Below are 16,673 nucleotides of genomic sequence, written 5' to 3'. Positions count from 1 at the left end.
CGCAGAAATCATAGCGCAACGATTCAGCGCAGAAATCATAGCAAAAACCCATCGGACATCATCCCCATGCAGATTCCTCACGTTGCGTCCACTCAGGATAGCGATCTCGGCACTACCATCACCACTGTCATCAATAATAAAACCAAGCCTTTGGGTAGTTTGGGCATACTGGAGACAATCGGGCTGCAGATAGGTCTGATTCAAAAGACCACGCGGCCGACACTCGTTGCGCCAGCGATTGTGGTCTTTGCCGCCGACCATGGGGTTGTGGCCGAGAATATTTCTGCGTATCCCCAAAGCGTGACCTGGCAAATGGTCGAGAATTTTCTTCTGCAGGGCGCGGCAATTAATGTATTTGCCCGGCAAAGTCAGTGTGCGTTACATATAGTCGATGCCGGTGTAAATCACGATTTTGAACCGCGTCCTGACCTGATTGACAGGAAAGTCGGTCGAGGAACTCAGAATTTTGTTACCCAGGCGGCAATGAGCGCGGATCAATGCATGATCGCGATAGAGTATGGCATCGCAGTCACCCAGTCGTTAACTGGCAATATCGTGGGTTTCGGGGAAATGGGAATCGGCAATACGACAGCTGCGGCGGCGATTATGCACAAGATCACCGGCTTGCCGCTGGTGGACTGTGTTGGCGCTGGCACGGCGTTCGATGCAGCGCGTATTTTGCACAAGCAAAACGTGATTCAGCGGGCAGTGGAGCATCATGCTGGCGTGATTGCGCCGCTTGATATATTGGCGACGTTTGGTGGGTTCGAAATTGCGATGATGGTCGGCGCAATGCTGGCCGCCGCAGAGCGCCGCATGGTATTGCTCATTGATGGATTTATTGTCACCAGTGCTTTGTTAGTCGCCGCTCAGTTGCGACCTGAAATACTGGATTACTGTATTTTTGCACATTGTTCGGATGAGCGCGGCCATAAACAGATGTTGGCTTTCCTGAACGCGCAGCCGTTGCTGCAGGTCGGTTTGCGTTTAGGTGAGGGGACAGGGGCGGCGCTGGCATTGCCTTTGCTGCAGGCAGCGGTGCTTTTCATGGCTGAAATGGCGACATTTGAATCTGCTGCAGTAGACGCCATGTCGACTGACGAGAGTCATTAAACACCATGTCTGACCTGCAGCCCAGTGCGTCGCGCTCACAAAATCTGACCAGATCGGTCTGCCATCAGGTGCGCCTTTTTTTTATTGCCCTACAGTTTTTTACACGCCTGCCGATCCCGCGCCGGGTGGGGTTCGATCCCGCCTGGTTACAGCAAGCTTCGCGTTACTTTTCAGCGGTGGGCATTGTGGTGGGGGCGATTACGGCGGCGATTTACGCTGTTTGCACCTGTTTATGGCCAACCCCGGTGGCGGTTTTGCTGTCGACTATTGTTGGCATTTATCTGACGGGAGCGTTCCATGAAGACGGCTTCGCCGATGTCTGCGATGGTTTTGGTGGTGGTTTTGGGGCTAGTTGTGCGCCCGCCCGCATTCTTGAAATTATGAAGGATTCACGCGTCGGTGCCTACGGGGTGATCGGTGTGGTGCTAATGCTGGGATTGAAGTGCACGCTGCTCGCGAGCTTGCCTTGGCTGAATGTGGTCGCGGCTTTATTGATGGCGCACCCGTTTTCTCGTTTGATGGCGAGTCTGTTGATCTGGCAAATGACGTACGTCAGAGCTGAAGGCAAGGCCAAACCGTTGGCACAGGAAATGTCCGGTACTGAATGGGGGATCGCGGCGATATTCGCGGCGTTGCCGTTAATCGCAATGGGATGTTTCGGCTGGGCTCCTTGGGCAGGAATCCTTGCCGGTATGCTGTGCAGCGGTATCGCTACTTTGTGGTTTGCCCGATTTTTCGTCAAGCGCATCGGTGGGTATACCGGCGACTGTCTGGGTGCAGTGCAGCAGGCGGCAGAGGTGGCGTTTTACCTTGGCTTGTTGGCCGCCGTGCCGCTCTTGAAATAACGATGCAACTTCATTTAGTCCGTCATCCTAAACCGACTATATCGGGCAACGCGTTCGATATTTGTTATGGGCGGTCGGATCTGCCTGTCTCAGCACATGAAAATGCACGTGTGCAGAATCGGTTGATAGAGACGTTACTAAAACCGGCGTTGCTATTTTCCAGCCCGCTTCGGCGATGCGCTGGTTTAGCGGGCGGATTGGCGAATGAACCGGGCTGGCCTGTACCGATCCTTGATTCACGTTTACTGGAACTGGACTTCGGAAGCTGGGAAATGCAATCTTGGCAGTCGATTTCCCGCGACGAGATCGATGCCTGGGCTGCCGCGATGATCGATTATCAACCCGGTGGTGGCGAAAGCGTGATGCAGATGGCGGCACGGGTGCAGGCTTTCTATCTTGATTTGCTAAGGCTTCGCGTCGTTCCTCCACACCATCATAATCCCGATGACGTCGTCGTTATTTGTCATGCAGGGACTATCCGCCTGCTTCTGGCATGCCACGCGCTCACAACTGTTTCTGCAGAAGCTGGATCCTCGGTCTATGTGGCCAAGATAGCCGGTATTGCCGACATAGCCGATATAGCCGACATAGCGCACCGGGCAGCCAGCGAACCCCATAGAATCGGTTACGGCGAGGTAGTTTCGCTATCTTTGTAGCCTGACTGCGCGCATGGCTGGCCGATGTCAGATTGTCGGTACTGCAAATGTCGATAAATCTAGGTTAAAATGCCGGTGCTTTTGGTGCTCGCGAACACGGCTGTGTTCGCAGTTAAACGGGAAACACGCAATACGTGTGCTGCCCCCGCAACGGAACACAAGCGTCACAATCTGCCTACATTTTGTTCATTTATTTTGCTTATTCATCTGCGTATAAGCTTTAGCGCATCAAGCGGATGAACTTCAGCAGATTAAGTACAGCGTCTATATGACAATACACTGTGCTCAATAGGGGTCGTACTTCATACCTATTGTGACCGGCTGCCTCTGACACCACTGTGTTTTTATGCACGGGAAGGTAAGGTAGTTTGACTTGATAGCCCGGATACCGGCCTCTAGCAGGTGGAAGTACTGCTTGTAATTTGTTACCAGATGGAGCAATCCTGATTCAGCGAAATGGCGGATTGGTTGTTCAACGTAATATCTTCAAGTGGTCTTCTTTTGAATCCAGCGCGCGGGGAGGCGGGCTGGTAGCTGTTTACATTTAAATTATCATGACTCCAATTGCTTCACCGACGCATTTGCGCAACCCTGCGCGAATGATTGCGCCTTTGTGCTCTTCTTCCGTTATTTTTAGCCTTATTATTTCTACTTTTTCTTCGTCCAGTTTTGCGCAGGCGGTTGAGGATAAAGCACTCGATCAAGTGCTGGTAACGGCCACCCGTACACCCCAAAAAGCCAGCGACGTGCTGAGCGATAACGTTGTTATCTCGGCCGAAGATATTGCGCTTTCGGGACAAACCTCATTGGTTGAACTGTTGCAAAAGCAACGCGGGATTGAGATCACTGCTAACGGTGGTCCTGGTACCAGTGCCTCCGTCTTCATGCGTGGCGCGGCGAATAATCAAAATATTGTCCTGATAGACGGGGTGCGGGTCGGTTCTTCTACCACTGGCGGCGCTACATGGTCCAGCATCCCGTTGTCACAAATTGATCATATCGAAATTGTGTATGGTCCACTAAGCAGCCTGTATGGCGCCGACGCTATTGGCGGCGTGATTCAAATATTTACCAAAAAGGGTTCCGGCGCGCCGCGCTTGACGGCTTCTGCCGGTGTCGGCAGCTACGGCACCCGCACGATGGATGCCAGCGTGTCGGGCGCGACTGAGGGCGACCATCGCTTTAGTTATGCGATTGCGGCGGCGCATGAGAATGCTGACGGATTTTCAGCGACGAAACCTGATCCTTCGCCGTACAGCTCTTACAATCCCGATAAAGATGGCTACAAAAAGGATAGTTCCAGCGGCCAGTTTAGTCTGGAGTTGGCCAAGGGACAGGAAGTTGGGTTCAACTTCTTGCAAAGCCGCCTGAATGCGCAGTATGACAATGGCCCTGGTTTTGATACGCGCGTTGTGCAGGATTTGCAAAATCTGGCGGTGTATTCCAAGAACGAGATACTGCCGTGGTGGAGTAGCAAGGTGCAGCTATCGCAAACGACCGATAAGTCGGTGTATATCAGTAGCGATCAGCCGGATGGCACGAGCGACATAACCACCAAACAAAACAATTTCAGCTGGCAAAATGATTTGTTGATTGGACCGGACGTGTTGCAATTGCTGGCGGAGCGGCGTGAGGAGGAAGTTTCTGCGACCGGTTTGTCGGGTGACCGCACCACCAATTCCCTCGCGGCTTCGTATCAGTTGAAGCGCGGAGATCATCTGGCAACCGCCAGCATCCGGAACGATAATAGCTCCCAGTTTGGGACGCACGCGACGGGTAGTCTTGGGTACGGCTATCGTTTGAATAAAGACTGGCGTGCCAATGTGAGTTATGGCACCAGTTTTCGTGCGCCGACTTTTAATGAGTTGTATTACCCGGGTTATGGGATTACGGCGAACAAGCCTGAAAAAGGCAAAAATGCGGAAGTTGGCTTAGTCTACGATGATGGCACTTCGCAGCTGAATGTGTCTTACTATCACAACAAGCTTACCGATTTGATTGTGTCCACCACGACTTGTCCGGTACAGCCGGATAGCCATCCGTATGGTTGTGCTTATAACGTTGACAAGGCAACTCTTGAGGGGGTTTCGTTGGGCGGCAGTACGAAACTTGGGGACTTTGCGTTACGGGGGTCTTTGGATGTGCAGAATCCGCGGGATGATACTACTGGGAAATTGCTGGCACGGCGGGCGCGGCAGCATGGTACGGCGGCGCTTGAGTACGCTGCTGGGGCGGTTAAGGCGGGTGTTGAGATGGTGGTGTCTGGTCGGCGTTATGATGATGTCGATAATCAGGTTGTGCTTGGTGGGTATAGTTTGGTTAATCTGTATGCTAGTTATGATTTGACGGAGAAGTGGTCTTTGTTTGGGCGTTGGAATAATGTGCTTAATAAGGATTATGAGTTGGCTCGGTATTATGGAACTGGGGGGGCTAGTTTGTTTGTGGGGGTGCGGTATGGGTTTCGGTGATTGAGTTTTTGGTTTTGGTTTTGTGGTTGTTTGGTTGGTTAATGCTCCGTGGGGGCTTGTCGGGGGTAGCCCGACAGCTAGTGTTTTTTCTTGCTCGGCTCGGCACCCCCGCCAAGAAAAAGGCACCAAAAAGAAGGCGACCGCAGTGATGCTGCCCTTCGGGTTCCCAAGCATTTCAGCTCCCAGTCGGGTTGAGAAACCAACTCGCCTGCGGCTCAGACATGTTTCCCAGCAATTCCCGACTGACAGCTGAAATGCCTGGCAGCTTCAATGTCGGGGTAGGGCAGGGGCCGCTTCAAAAACAACAGCAACTGCAACTGCAACGGCTCCTATAACCTCGCCTGCAATAAATACTATGACTACAACTTTTTCTATTTTTGTTTGAAAGATTGCGTGATTAATAGTAGAGCTATCAAAAAATCTTCGGCTGTTTCGACGCGTCCTTCGCGGGATGGGCGGCGGGCGGTTTTTGTGTTGGTGGGGTTGGGGGTGTTGGCGCTGGTGTGTGTTGGTTTTGCTTGTGCTGTGGGGTCGGTGGGGTTGTCTTTTTCTGATATTTTTGGTGCTTTGAGTGATGGGGCGCGTGGCGCGCCTCGGACTATGGCGGCGACGTTGTTGCAGTTGCGACTGGAGCGGGCTTTGTCTGGTTTTGTGACGGGGGCTATGCTGGCGTTGGCTGGGGTGATGATGCAAGCGTTGTTGCGGAATCCTTTGGCTGATCCTTATGTGCTTGGGGTATCGGGCGGGGCGGCGGTTGGAGCTTTGTCGGCGATGCTTTTTTTTAGTGCGGCCTGGATGATTGATATAGCTGCTTTTGGGGGAGCTATTGCCGTGGCGTTGCTGTTGTTTGGATTAGCTTATCGCGATTTGCGGGGTGGGATTGCGGATGGTAATGCACCGTTGTTGTTGCTTACCGGTGTGATTGTTGCATCGGGGTGCGGAGCGCTGGTGACATTGATGTTGTCGATTGCTCCCGATAGTCGTTTACGCAGCATGGTGTTTTGGTTGATTGGTGATTTGTCTGGCGCACAGTTGCGTTGGCTTCCCTGGCTGGTGCTTGGCGGAGCGCTGATGTTTGCTGTGCGCCACGCACGCAATATCAACGTCATGGTTCTGCACGCTGAGGCTGCGGCGACGCTGGGAATACATGTGGGATCGTTACGCAAGGGACTGTTTTTTTGTGCGGCTTTATTGACCGCATGCACGGTGAGTAGTGCTGGCGCGATTGGGTTTGTTGGTTTGATCGTGCCGCATGCTTGCCGCTTTGCGTTGGGACCGGATCATCGTTTGTTGTTACCCGCTGCGACCATCGCCGGGGGCACGTTCTTGTTGTTGGCTGATACGTTGGCGCGTACGGTCATCGCACCAACGCAATTGCCGGTGGGCGTAATTACCGCCTTGATCGGGGTCCCGGCGTTTTTATTGCAACTGCACCATATTCGCAAACGATGAGATCACCTCCTGCATTGGTGCGCACCCGCGCGCTGGATCTTGCTATCGGTGACCGCCGGCTGGTCACTGAATTGGACTGGGACGTGCATCCTGGACAACTTTGGTGTGTGATCGGGCGCAACGGAGCAGGGAAGAGTACATTTTTACGCTGTCTGGCGGGTTTGCGTTCAGCCGACGGCGGGGTAGTTGAATTAGCCGAAACGCCGTTGTCAGATTGGTCTTTGCCTGCGCTGGCGCGGGTGCGGGCCTTCTTGCCGCAGGGCAGCCGCGATGCATTCGGTTATCGCGTGATTGAAACCGTACTGGCGGCACGGCATCCCTATCACGATAGCGGCTATTGGGAGTCCGACGCCGATCAGGCCGCTGCACTGGATGCATTGGCGGCGCTGGATGTTGCGGCGCTGGCCGAGCGCGACATTCGTTCCCTGTCTGGAGGAGAACGTCAGCGTGTGGCGATTGCGGCGGTGTTGGCGCAGGATACCCCGCTGTTGTTACTGGATGAACCTGCAAACGCACTTGATCTGGCGCATCAGGTGAGCGTGATGCGCTTATTGGCCAATCTTTGTGACGAAACCAATCCGGCCAAAGCTGTCGTCATGGTCAGTCACGATTTGAATCTGGCGCATAGCGTGGCGAGTCACGCGTTATTGCTGATGGGCGATGGACGATGGCAGGCGGGACCGGTTGCGGAGGTCATGACGGCAACGATACTGAGCGAATGCCTGGGCCATCCGATAGAAATAATCAGGCACGCTGACCGCACCATTTTTATTCCCACTTAATCGGTGTGCGTTCATCGTTAGCCTTTAACAACGGTGTGCTTTGGTGAATAGCCCATTACACCGTGTATTTTTTTAGTCGTCGTCTTTATCGGAACGGATATGCTTTTATCAAATAGTAATCAACGCGCTGCCATTCTGGTAAGTTTACTCTTTAGCCTGCTGCTGGTAGCCGCAGAAAATGCGGCAGGAGCGCCGGTGTCGGTGCGGGACGACGCGGGTAATATTGTGACCATGCCGGAACCTGCACAGCGCGTGGTGACCATGGCCCCGCACGTGACGGAGTTGGTATTTGCTGCAGGCGCAGGCAACCGCATAGTAGGAACGGTGAAGTACAGTGACTATCCACCGGCCGCAAAAAATATCCCGCGTATCGGCGATAACAGTCTGTTGGATATTGAGCGTTTGATTGCGCTGAAGCCGGATCTGCTCGTCGTGTGGCGACATAACAGCGCTGATCGGCAATTGGATCAGCTGCGCCAGCTGGGCATTCCGCTGTTCTACAGCGATCCGCGCAAGCTACGCGATATCCCGGACAGTATCGTTCGTCTTGGTCGATTATCAGGCACTTCCGCCGAGGCCGAAAAAGCGGCTGCGCCACTGCGCGAAAAAATCGACGCTCTCAGTCATAAATACCAACAACGTCCGCGCGTACGGGTTTTTTATCAAGTTTGGAGCCGGCCCTTGTATACGCTCAACGGCAATCAGATTGTCAGTGACGCCATTAACGTTTGCGGCGGAGAAAACATTTTCGCCAACTTGTCGGTGACGGCACCGGTTGTAAATATAGAAGCTGTGCTGGTTGAAAATCCAGAGGTACTGTTAAGCGGGCAACGCAAAGATGACAAAAACGACCTCGATTACTGGCGCAGCTATTCAGGTTTGTTGGCAGTCCGACGCAATAATCTCTTTGGTATCGAGGCTGATCTGATGAATAGGGCCGGTCCGCGTTTGATAGAGGGTGCCGCTATGCTGTGTGAGAAACTAGAATTGGCCAGGGCTCGCCGCGCCCAACCCTGAAAAGGGTTAGGGCGCTTATGGATACCTCTATGGATACCTCGTTGCTGTGATCCTTATTGCGCTATATCGGTCCACTGCGCGTTATTTTTATGGCTCCGAATTACTGCTTCAATAAATGCCATTCCGGCGACGCCATCGTTGACGTCAGTCAGCCAGCGCGCCGCTTCCGGAATGGGTTGCCCCGCGTTGATTGCGGCAATTTGTAAGGCCGCGTCCACATACAGTTGGGCGAACGCCTCCATATAACCTTCAGGATGACCAGCAGGCACGCGGGTGGCATGCGCGGCTGCAGCGCCAGGAACCCGGCCTGGAGTTAAGCGCTGAGCGTTGCCACTTTGCGGCGTGATCCATAATTCATTCGGATTCTCCTGGTTGAAGGAGAGTTGGGCTTTACTGCCGTATAAACGCAAACGCAAAGCATTTTCAGAGCCGGTAGCGACCTGACTGGCCCACAATGTACCGCGCGCGCCATTCGCATAGCGCAGCATGACCTGCACGTGGTCGTCGATGGGACGGCCCGGCACAAAAGTGGTGAGCTCGGCCAGCAATTGTGTCGGGGTCTGGCCGCTGATGAACTGGGCCAGTTGGTAGGCATGGGTGCCGACATCGGCCAGCGTCCCGCCAGGACCTGAGCGTAACGGGTCGTTATGCCAGTCGTCGGCGGCACCGGTGTTGGCGCTGCCGATAGAAGCGGCAAGCCAGTCCTGCGAATACTCAACCTGTATCAACCGTAGGTCGCCCAGATCACCGGCCTCAACCAGCGCCTTGGCATGGCGCACCATCGGATAGCCGGTGTAGGTGTGCGTGAGCGCAAATACGCGGTTTTTTTGCCGTGCAAGTGCCGCAAGTTCCTGGCCTTCCTTGAGCGAAATAGCTAATGGCTTATCGCAAATAACATGGATACCCGCCCCCAGAAAGGCTCTGGCGACGGGAGCGTGCAAGTAGTTCGGCGTGACGATCGTCACGACATCAATGCCGTCCGGACGCGCCGCTTCTTGTCGCGCCATTTCCTGATAGTCGCTGTAACTGCGGCTGGGGTCGAGGCGTATTTCGGCGGCGCTGCTGGCAGCACGGGCGGGGTCACTGGATAACGCGCCGGCGACCAGATCATAATGATCATCCAACCGTGCCGCAATCCGATGTACCGCGCCGATGTACCCATTTTGGCCACCGCCAACCATTCCCAGTCTTAAACGTCGTTGCATTTGCTAATCCTTCTTGATTGCTGTTTTAGCGTGTGAGCCCAAGCAATTGATCGATCTGTTCCTGCTGCACGGCGCTGCCCGCAAAATCGTCGAAAGCGCGCTCTGCTACACGAATGATGTGACGCCGAATAAAATCGGCACCTTCAGCCGCACCGTCTTCCGGATGCTTCAGGCAGCATTCCCACTCTAACACCGCCCAGCCGGGAAAGTCGTATTGCGCCATTTTGGAAAAAATGGCACCGAAATCAATTTGTCCGTCACCGAGCGAACGGAATCGTCCGGCGCGATCTTGCCATGCGGAAAATCCACCGTACATGCCCTGTCTGCCGCTAGGCCGAAACTCTGCGTCTTTGACGTGAAACGCTTTAATACGGGTGTGATAAATATCGATGAACGCGAGGTAATCAAGTTGCTGCAGCAAAAAATGGCTGGGATCATACAGAATGCTGGCACGCGGATGCTGGTCGACTGCATCCAGAAAGCGCTCAAAACTAATCCCGTCATGAAGATCTTCTCCCGGATGAAGCTCGTAACAGAGGTCAACACCGGCGTCATCAAACGCGTCGAGAATAGGGTGCCAACGTCGTGCCAGCTCGGCGAACGCCGTCTCGACCAAGCCGGCTGGACGCTGCGGCCAGGGGTACAGATAGGGCCACGCTAATGCGCCGGAAAAAGTAACGTGTGCGCTTAATCCAAGGCGTCGTGAGGAGGCTGCTGCAAGCGTTAACTGTTCGATGGCCCATGCGGTGCGTGCTGCCGGATTGCCTCGCACGTGCGGCGCTGCAAAGTTATCGAACAAGGGATCATAGGCAGGATGGACAGCCACCAGTTGCCCTTGCAAGTGCGTCGATAACTCGGTGATGGCTAATCCATGCTGCGCCAGCAGTCCTTTGATGTCGTCGCAGTAGGTTTGACTTTTGGCACCCAGAGACAGATCGAACAACCGTGGGTCGGTCGGCAGCTGGAGTCCCTTATAACCCAGACCAGCGGCCCATTCTGCCAGGTGGGCGAGCGTATCAAACGGTGCTTGATCGCCCATGAACTGGGCCAGAAAGATGGCCGGTCCTTTGATCGTTTTCATGGTCAATCCTCAATGGTCAGGTCACGTTGGGTAAGGCGGTAACTACAGGACCGGGGAGCGGATGGTTAGCCCATCATACGGTCCTGTATCTACCGTTAGTCATTAAAAAATGCTTTTAAATACGTTTTAAATGCGTTTTAAATGCGTTTGAACAAATATATATAAACGCACGTCCAACGATTAAAACGGCGAGTTTGGGAAGTAAAACTGCTTCGCATTTTCCTTGGTGATCAACACCGATGGAATGATGGTGTTAGCGGGCAATTTTTCACCTTTCAGACGCGCTTCAGCGGTCATCTTTATTGCATCGTAGATAAACTTTGGAGAGTACGAAACGTCCGCCATAATCAACGGGTCTGAACCATCCATTATTTTCTTCACCGCGCCTTTGGCACCCGCGCCTCCGAACACGTCTTTGATGTCGGTACGTTTGGCTTGCTCAATGGCTTTCTGTACGCCGATTGCCATATCATCATCCGCTGCCCAGACGGCATCGATCTGTTTAAAGCGGGTGAGGTAATCCTGCATGACCTTGAATGCATCATCCCGATTCCAGTTGCCATATTTGGCGTCCAGAATCTTGATGCCGGGATGGTCTTTCATCACAGCATTAAATGCATCAACCCGGGTATTGTCGAGGGTAGTTGGCATGCCCCGCAAAACTACAATATTGCCTTTGCCATTCAATCGCTTTGCCATGTACTCAGCAGGCAATTTACCAAAAGCGGTATTGTCTCCCGCTACGTAAGCATCTTGTGCATCTGTAGTCGTCAGCCCGCGATCCACGACAGTAACGTAGACACCTTTGTTTTTGACCTGCGCGACCGGTTGGGTCAGAGAGGCTGACTCAATCGGAAAGATCACCAACGTATTAATTTTGTTGACCGTCAACATATCTTGCAACTGATTCGCTTGTTCGGGTGCAGTCGCGGCGGTTTTTACGATGACCTTTAAACCGGGGTGGGCTTTCTCCAATTCCGCTTTGGCTTCATTGGCCCACCAGACAATGCCAGCGGTAAAACTATGCGTTGCCGTGGGAATCGCGACGCCCAGGACGACTTTTTCTGCCGCGAATGCGGATAAAGCGTGCATTGCCAAGAGTCCTGCGCCGAGCATTTTGGTGATACGTTTCATGGTGTCTCCTCCGGGTGATGGGTGCCGTGAGCGGCGATCCCTTGTAAAAATACGTTGTCTGGTTTTGCTGATTGTGAAAGCATATTTTTTATCGTCGACTGCGTTGCAGGAAGGCGACGGCGATGATCACGATGCCCTGAACCGCAGCATTTAGATACACACTAATGATGCTGGTAAGGTTGAGAATATTGCTGATAACGGAGAGCAGGATTGCACCGATCACCGTGCCAACGATACGTCCTTCGCCACCTTTGAGAGCCGTGCCGCCGACCACTACCGCCGCAATCGCTTCGAGCTCCCATAACAGACCTGTGGTAGGGGAGGCCGACCCAAGGCGGGGAACGTATAAAATGGTGGCGACGCCAACACACAGTCCGAGAAAAACGTAGGTGGATATCTTGACCAGATCAACCCGAATCGCCGCGTAACGCGACACTTGTTCATTGGAGCCAATTGCCTGAACATGTCGTCCGAAGGTGGTGCGATTGAGAATCACCGCGCCGCCAATGGCGACCAATAAAAATATCCAGATGGGAATTGGTATACCCAACACGCTTTGGTAATACACCGGGCTATACAGATCCGACAATTGATTGTCGAGGGTTAGCGCGCCGCCATCGGCAAGATAGGTTAGAAAGGCGCGGAAAATACCCAGGGTGCCGAGCGTAACAATAAAAGGTTCAATTTTTCCTTTGGTGATGAGCAGGCCGTGGACTAGTCCGAACACGGAACCCAGCACCAGCGCCAGGACGATGCCTGATATAACGATGGTAAGAGGACTGAAATGAAACCCGCCAATGCCATGCAACAAGGCATTCATGAAGTAGATCATGCTGCCTGCAATCAGGCCGGCCATGGAACCTACCGATAAATCAATCCCGCCAGAAATAATCACGAAGGTCATGCCGACCGCGATGATGCCGATAAAGGCTGTGCGGGTAAGCACATTCATCATATTGTCGACGGTGGCGAAGTCGTGATTCAGCAAGGTGCCGACGATACATAAGGCGATCAATCCGATTAAGGGACCTAAATTCTTGATGCGCTCAATGATTGCCTTGGAAGCGCGTGGTTTGGTGCGGGCGCTGGCTTTTGATTCAGCTTGTGGCGAGTCAGCCTGTGATTCAGTGTGTACCGGTTGCATGTGCAATCAACTCCTCTTCGGTCAAATGCTCGCTGTCGAGCGTTGTTTGTAAGGTGCCGGAACGCATCACTGCGACGCGGTGACAAAGGCCGATCAGTTCTATCAGCTCAGACGAAATCACAATGACCGCGCGGCCTTCTGCTGCTAACTTGTGAATCAGAAAATAGATGTCGCGCTTGGCACCCACATCAACGCCGCGGGTTGGTTCGTCCAGAATGATCACCTTTGGATCAGGGTGCAAAATTTTCGCCAGTGCCAGTTTTTGCTGGTTACCTCCAGAAAGCATGCGGGCTTTGCTGTCGAGGTCGCCGGTTCTGATATTGAAAACGTTTGCTGCGTGGTGGAGAGCTTTTTTCTCTGCGATAAGATCAAGCCACGGATGCGCATAGCGCTCTACGGTCATCATGGTCAGGTTCTCGCGTAGTCCCAGATTAACGTGTAATCCTTTACCCTTGCGGTCTTCGCTGAGATAGGTGACGCCATGTTGCATGGCCTGACGGGGATTTCGCAGATTAACCGTTTTGCCGCTCAAAGTGATTTTTCCGGCGCTGCGCGGGCGCAGCCCAAGTAACCCTTCGAATGATTCCGTACGACCAGCACCCACCAGTCCTGCAAAACCGAGAATTTCCCCGGCGCGGACTTCGAATGACAGATTGGTAGACCAACCGGGAACGCATAAACCATCGACTCTCAACAAAACCGGTGCGTCATTGGCGGCGCGTGATTTGGTCGGAAACATATCCGACAGATCGCGTCCTACCATCAAATTGGCCATCTGTTGCCGGGTCAGGGATGCGGTAGGCTCCCGCGTGATAAAGCGTCCATCGCGCATGACGATCACTTCATCGGTGATACGTTCAACTTCGTCGAGTTTGTGCGATATGTATAAAATCGTGACGCCATCTGCGTTCAATTGCGCCATCAGTGCAAAAAGTCGTTGTGTTTCTGATGAGGTTAGCGTGGCGGTGGGCTCGTCCATGATTAAGAAACGCGCCTTACGCGCTAACGCCTTGGCGATTTCAACCAACTGTTTTTCTGCCACGATTAGCTGGCGCACCTTGGTATCTGGACTGATGTTAAGGCCAACTTGCCTGAGATATACTGCAGCGTCTTCGCGCATCGCGGTATCGTCAAGCAGCCAACCCTTCTGCTTTTCGTGTCCCAAAAAGATATTTTGCGCGACTGTTAAATGCTCAGCCAGATTAAATTCCTGATGAATCAATACGATGCCGCTGGCTTCTGCTGCGCGTGAACTGGTAAACCGTTGCGGTTGGCCATCGACCACCAGCTGGCCTTCGGTGGCGGTCTCGTAGCCCGCCAGGATTTTCATCAAGGTTGATTTGCCAGCGCCATTTTCTCCCAGTAACCCATAGACCCGACCAGCGGACAAGTCGAAGCTCACCCCGTTCAGCACCCGGACAGGGCCGAAATCCTTACAGATATTGTTGAAGCTGACGGTGACGCTCATGGTGCAATCTTCATGCTTATTTCCTCAGGTTGATTCTTCTGGCGAAATTCTTCTGACGATCTTTTGGTTTCTTTTTGTGTATTCACGGTTGTGTTGCTGTTACCAATTCCTGGGGCAGTCAGTGGTCCAATCCGGCGCGCCAAATGTGGTCTTAAGTACTTCCCCGCGAGACCAGATGATGCTCAAGCAAGACGCCGGATACAGGTACGGTCGGGCTAGTCAGGCGTTGCAACAGTAGGTGGGCGGCGGTTTCGCCGAGCGCACGCATAGGTTGGGCAATCGTCGTCAAACCTGGGTTAATCTGGGCTGCAATTGCGATGTCATCAAAGCCGATGACGGCGACATCCTCGGGTACGCGTTTGCCAAGTTGGCGCAGGGCGCTCAATACACCAATAGCGAGCGTATCGGAAACCGCAAAAATCGCCGTCGGCGCGTTGGGTTGCGCCATCAACTCTAACGTGGCGGTGGTGCCTGCTGCGTAATCCAGACTCTGCACGGTTTTGCACCATGCGGGATCTGCCGTCAGTCCGGCAGCTTGCAGGGTATCGACATAGCCAGCCTGACGTTGTCGTGCGTAAAGATAGCGCGGATCGGAGTTGATCAAACCGATACGCCGATGTCCACGTTCCAGCAAATGGCGAATCGCGTCTCCCGCAGCGCGATGGTTATCGATGCTGACATACGGCACCGCCACGGTGGGATCAAACTCGCAACAGGCGACCCAGGGCAAGCGCACTGATTCATTGGCCAGGGCGTGTTGAATGGTATCGGGATCCAGGCAGATTGCGCCATCGGCGCGATGAGTACGTAGCAGGTCGAAATACGAGCGTTCCTGCTCCTCTTCTGCTCCGGTGTCACATAGCAGGACAAAGTAGCCGTGCTGACGTGCAACGGCATTGATGCCGCGCACAATCTCGGCGTAAAAAGGATTCCCGACGTCCGGCACCATGGTCAGCAACAGGCGGCTCTCGGCAGTGCGTAAATTGCGCGCCAGATGATTCATCCGATAGCCTAACGTCTCGACCGCGGCCATTACCTTGTCACGGGTTTGCGGGCGTACGCCGCTTTGCGCGTTCATGACGCGGGAAACGGTGGCGACTGAAACGCCTGCGTGGACAGCCACGGCCGAAATGGAGACCGGATGATCGGAATAGGAGAATGCAGAATCGTCAGTGCTCATCGGTAGCGGTCGTCATCCATCGGTTAAGAATGTAATCGATTACATTTTTAACCGATGGAATACGATTTAGCAAGGATTGTCGATGTTGCGATGCGGCATGCTGGTGCCTAAAGGTGCATGAAAATCAATGAAACTGTCCATGAATGTTCATGGAGCTCCCTGTGTTCAAAGAATATTCTTGTATGTTCATGAAAGTTCATGAATGTTCGTGAATAAGTCCAGATCACTGCGCAACCGTTTGCGGCGTCTCGCGTGGCGGCATCTCCTGCCGTATGCGCATAAAACTCGCAAATCGCGGTATGCCACTCGGGTTTAATCCGCGATAGCGATAGGTTATCCAGCTGCCAATGGCGGGTGGTTGCCGCCGTTCCGCATCACTGAAACCGGTTCCGATCTTGAAACGCAATCCATGCGGGGTTTCCACTAGCAACGCGCCCATCACGCCAAGATATTTTCCTTTTCCAGCAAGATAGTCGACCACCATGGCTTCCGTGTCGTCATGTGTTTTGAGTTTGAGCAGATCGTCGCTGCGGTTGCCGCGATAGCGTGCATCACCGCGATGTAGCATTAAACCTTCACCGCCTTGATCGGCGTTGTCCTGAAGCCATGTCTGTAAGTCTTGTTGATCCTTGATCTTGTATTGCGCAACCGTTTGCACCCATGCTTTTGCGAGCGTGGCGATGACATTTTTCAGCACCGGAATACGGGTATCAAACGTCCCGGTCTGTGCTGGTAAATCGAATACCATAAAGCGAATCTGGCGCCAGGCTTCGTCGTTGGGGGTCTGCTGCCGCACGGTCGATACTACTGTCGTAAACCTGCCGCGACCTGCCCACAACTCGCCGTCTAACGGGATCTTCGGCCAGTCCGCTGTGAACCAGGCCGGTGCATGAATCGGATTCCCGCCTCGGGTCCACAAAGCGCTGCCATCCCAATAGCCGCGTACGCCGTCCAATTTTTCACTGATCCAAAAATCCGCTAATGTGATTCCAGGATGATAGACGTTCGCCATCATGAGAGATGGTGGAGGGCGGTCGTTTGCCCCGGCTGGTAGAGAGGTCAACGTAAAGACCACGGTCATCCAGATTACAAAAAACCATAGAGTAGTCCTGGCCAGCGTATGGAAAG

At 53.5% G+C, this 16,673-nt stretch carries 14 protein-coding genes and 1 riboswitch; of the genes, 7 read left to right on the top strand and 7 right to left on the bottom strand.

Annotated elements, in window-relative coordinates; genetic code table 11:
* The first annotated feature begins 66 nt into the window (after positions 1-66).
* From cobT to JQN73_RS00110, 7 genes are all read left to right on the top strand, one after another.
* The gene (gene cobT / locus JQN73_RS00140; protein WP_205321106.1) at positions 67-1,113 is read left to right on the top strand and encodes a nicotinate-nucleotide--dimethylbenzimidazole phosphoribosyltransferase; all 1,047 of its coding nucleotides are present in this window, start codon (positions 67-69) and stop codon (positions 1,111-1,113) included.
* Positions 1,114-1,118: 5 nt separating this feature from the next.
* The gene (locus JQN73_RS00135; RefSeq protein WP_205321105.1) at positions 1,119-1,958 is read left to right on the top strand and encodes an adenosylcobinamide-GDP ribazoletransferase; all 840 of its coding nucleotides are present in this window, start codon (positions 1,119-1,121) and stop codon (positions 1,956-1,958) included.
* Positions 1,959-1,960: 2 nt separating this feature from the next.
* Positions 1,961-2,614 carry a histidine phosphatase family protein gene (locus JQN73_RS00130; RefSeq protein WP_205321104.1) on the top strand — a complete coding sequence of 218 codons (654 nt, stop codon included), beginning with the start codon at positions 1,961-1,963 and terminating at the stop codon, positions 2,612-2,614.
* Positions 2,615-2,679: 65 nt separating this feature from the next.
* A riboswitch (cobalamin riboswitch) is annotated at positions 2,680-3,026 on the top strand.
* Between the two features lie 142 nt (positions 3,027-3,168).
* Positions 3,169-5,082, top strand: a complete 1,914-nt coding sequence (locus JQN73_RS00125; protein ID WP_240162368.1) for a TonB-dependent receptor domain-containing protein — start codon at positions 3,169-3,171, stop codon at positions 5,080-5,082.
* A 396-nt stretch (positions 5,083-5,478) separates the two neighbouring features.
* Positions 5,479-6,534 (top strand): FecCD family ABC transporter permease, encoded by a 1,056-nt coding sequence (locus JQN73_RS00120; protein ID WP_370551381.1) that lies wholly within the window; start codon positions 5,479-5,481, stop codon positions 6,532-6,534.
* A complete protein-coding gene (locus tag JQN73_RS00115; RefSeq protein ID WP_205321103.1) occupies positions 6,531-7,316 on the top strand; it encodes an ABC transporter ATP-binding protein in 786 nt (261 codons plus the stop codon). Before JQN73_RS00120 ends, JQN73_RS00115 begins: the two co-directional genes overlap by 4 nt.
* A 99-nt stretch (positions 7,317-7,415) precedes the next feature.
* Entirely contained in the window at positions 7,416-8,333 is a 918-nt protein-coding gene (locus tag JQN73_RS00110) for a cobalamin-binding protein (RefSeq protein ID WP_205321102.1), read from the top strand.
* Positions 8,334-8,386: 53 nt separating this feature from the next.
* Here JQN73_RS00110 and JQN73_RS00105 read toward each other — a convergent pair whose 3' ends face one another.
* From JQN73_RS00105 to JQN73_RS00075, 7 genes are all read right to left on the bottom strand, one after another.
* A complete protein-coding gene (locus JQN73_RS00105) occupies positions 8,387-9,538 on the bottom strand; it encodes a Gfo/Idh/MocA family protein (RefSeq protein ID WP_240162367.1) in 1,152 nt (383 codons plus the stop codon).
* 25 nt (positions 9,539-9,563) lie between these two features.
* Positions 9,564-10,619, bottom strand: coding sequence for a sugar phosphate isomerase/epimerase (locus JQN73_RS00100; protein ID WP_205321101.1), 1,056 nt, complete (start codon positions 10,617-10,619; stop codon positions 9,564-9,566).
* 180 nt (positions 10,620-10,799) lie between these two features.
* Positions 10,800-11,753: a substrate-binding domain-containing protein gene (locus tag JQN73_RS00095; RefSeq protein ID WP_205321100.1), complete on the bottom strand. Its 954-nt coding sequence runs from the start codon at positions 11,751-11,753 to the stop codon at positions 10,800-10,802.
* A gap of 88 nt (positions 11,754-11,841) precedes the next feature.
* On the bottom strand, positions 11,842-12,897 hold the full coding sequence (locus JQN73_RS00090) for an ABC transporter permease (RefSeq protein WP_205321099.1): 1,056 nt from the start codon (positions 12,895-12,897) through the stop codon (positions 11,842-11,844).
* Complete coding sequence (locus tag JQN73_RS00085) at positions 12,878-14,365, bottom strand: sugar ABC transporter ATP-binding protein (RefSeq protein ID WP_205321098.1); 1,488 nt, start codon at positions 14,363-14,365, stop codon at positions 12,878-12,880. Before JQN73_RS00085 ends, JQN73_RS00090 begins: the two co-directional genes overlap by 20 nt.
* 151 nt (positions 14,366-14,516) lie before the next feature.
* Positions 14,517-15,545: a LacI family DNA-binding transcriptional regulator gene (locus tag JQN73_RS00080; protein ID WP_205321097.1), complete on the bottom strand. Its 1,029-nt coding sequence runs from the start codon at positions 15,543-15,545 to the stop codon at positions 14,517-14,519.
* Positions 15,546-15,768: 223 nt separating this feature from the next.
* The gene (locus JQN73_RS00075; protein ID WP_205323078.1) at positions 15,769-16,626 is read right to left on the bottom strand and encodes a DNA ligase; all 858 of its coding nucleotides are present in this window, start codon (positions 16,624-16,626) and stop codon (positions 15,769-15,771) included.
* Between the last annotated feature and the right edge of the window lie 47 nt (positions 16,627-16,673).

It is taken from the genome of Glaciimonas sp. PAMC28666, from assembly GCF_016917355.1.
GTDB lineage: Bacteria > Pseudomonadota > Gammaproteobacteria > Burkholderiales > Burkholderiaceae_D > Glaciimonas.
Note: the sequence above shows the minus strand (reverse complement) of the source record. Positions and strands in the feature narration are given on the sequence as shown.

Bases quoted from the DNA above. Each gene is read 5' to 3' on its own strand.
- cobT (WP_205321106.1), top strand. From the start codon at position 67: ATGCAGATTCCTCACGTTGCGTCCACTCAGGATAGCGATCTCGGCACT.
- JQN73_RS00135 (WP_205321105.1), top strand. From the start codon at position 1,119: ATGTCTGACCTGCAGCCCAGTGCGTCGCGCTCACAAAATCTGACCAGA.
- JQN73_RS00130 (WP_205321104.1), top strand. From the start codon at position 1,961: ATGCAACTTCATTTAGTCCGTCATCCTAAACCGACTATATCGGGCAAC.
- JQN73_RS00125 (WP_240162368.1), top strand. From the start codon at position 3,169: ATGACTCCAATTGCTTCACCGACGCATTTGCGCAACCCTGCGCGAATG.
- JQN73_RS00115 (WP_205321103.1), top strand. From the start codon at position 6,531: ATGAGATCACCTCCTGCATTGGTGCGCACCCGCGCGCTGGATCTTGCT.
- JQN73_RS00110 (WP_205321102.1), top strand. From the start codon at position 7,416: ATGCTTTTATCAAATAGTAATCAACGCGCTGCCATTCTGGTAAGTTTA.
- JQN73_RS00105 (WP_240162367.1), bottom strand. From the start codon at position 9,538: ATGCAACGACGTTTAAGACTGGGAATGGTTGGCGGTGGCCAAAATGGG.
- JQN73_RS00100 (WP_205321101.1), bottom strand. From the start codon at position 10,619: ATGAAAACGATCAAAGGACCGGCCATCTTTCTGGCCCAGTTCATGGGC.
- JQN73_RS00095 (WP_205321100.1), bottom strand. From the start codon at position 11,753: ATGAAACGTATCACCAAAATGCTCGGCGCAGGACTCTTGGCAATGCAC.
- JQN73_RS00090 (WP_205321099.1), bottom strand. From the start codon at position 12,897: ATGCAACCGGTACACACTGAATCACAGGCTGACTCGCCACAAGCTGAA.
- JQN73_RS00085 (WP_205321098.1), bottom strand. From the start codon at position 14,365: ATGAGCGTCACCGTCAGCTTCAACAATATCTGTAAGGATTTCGGCCCT.
- JQN73_RS00080 (WP_205321097.1), bottom strand. From the start codon at position 15,545: ATGAGCACTGACGATTCTGCATTCTCCTATTCCGATCATCCGGTCTCC.
- JQN73_RS00075 (WP_205323078.1), bottom strand. From the start codon at position 16,626: ATGACCGTGGTCTTTACGTTGACCTCTCTACCAGCCGGGGCAAACGAC.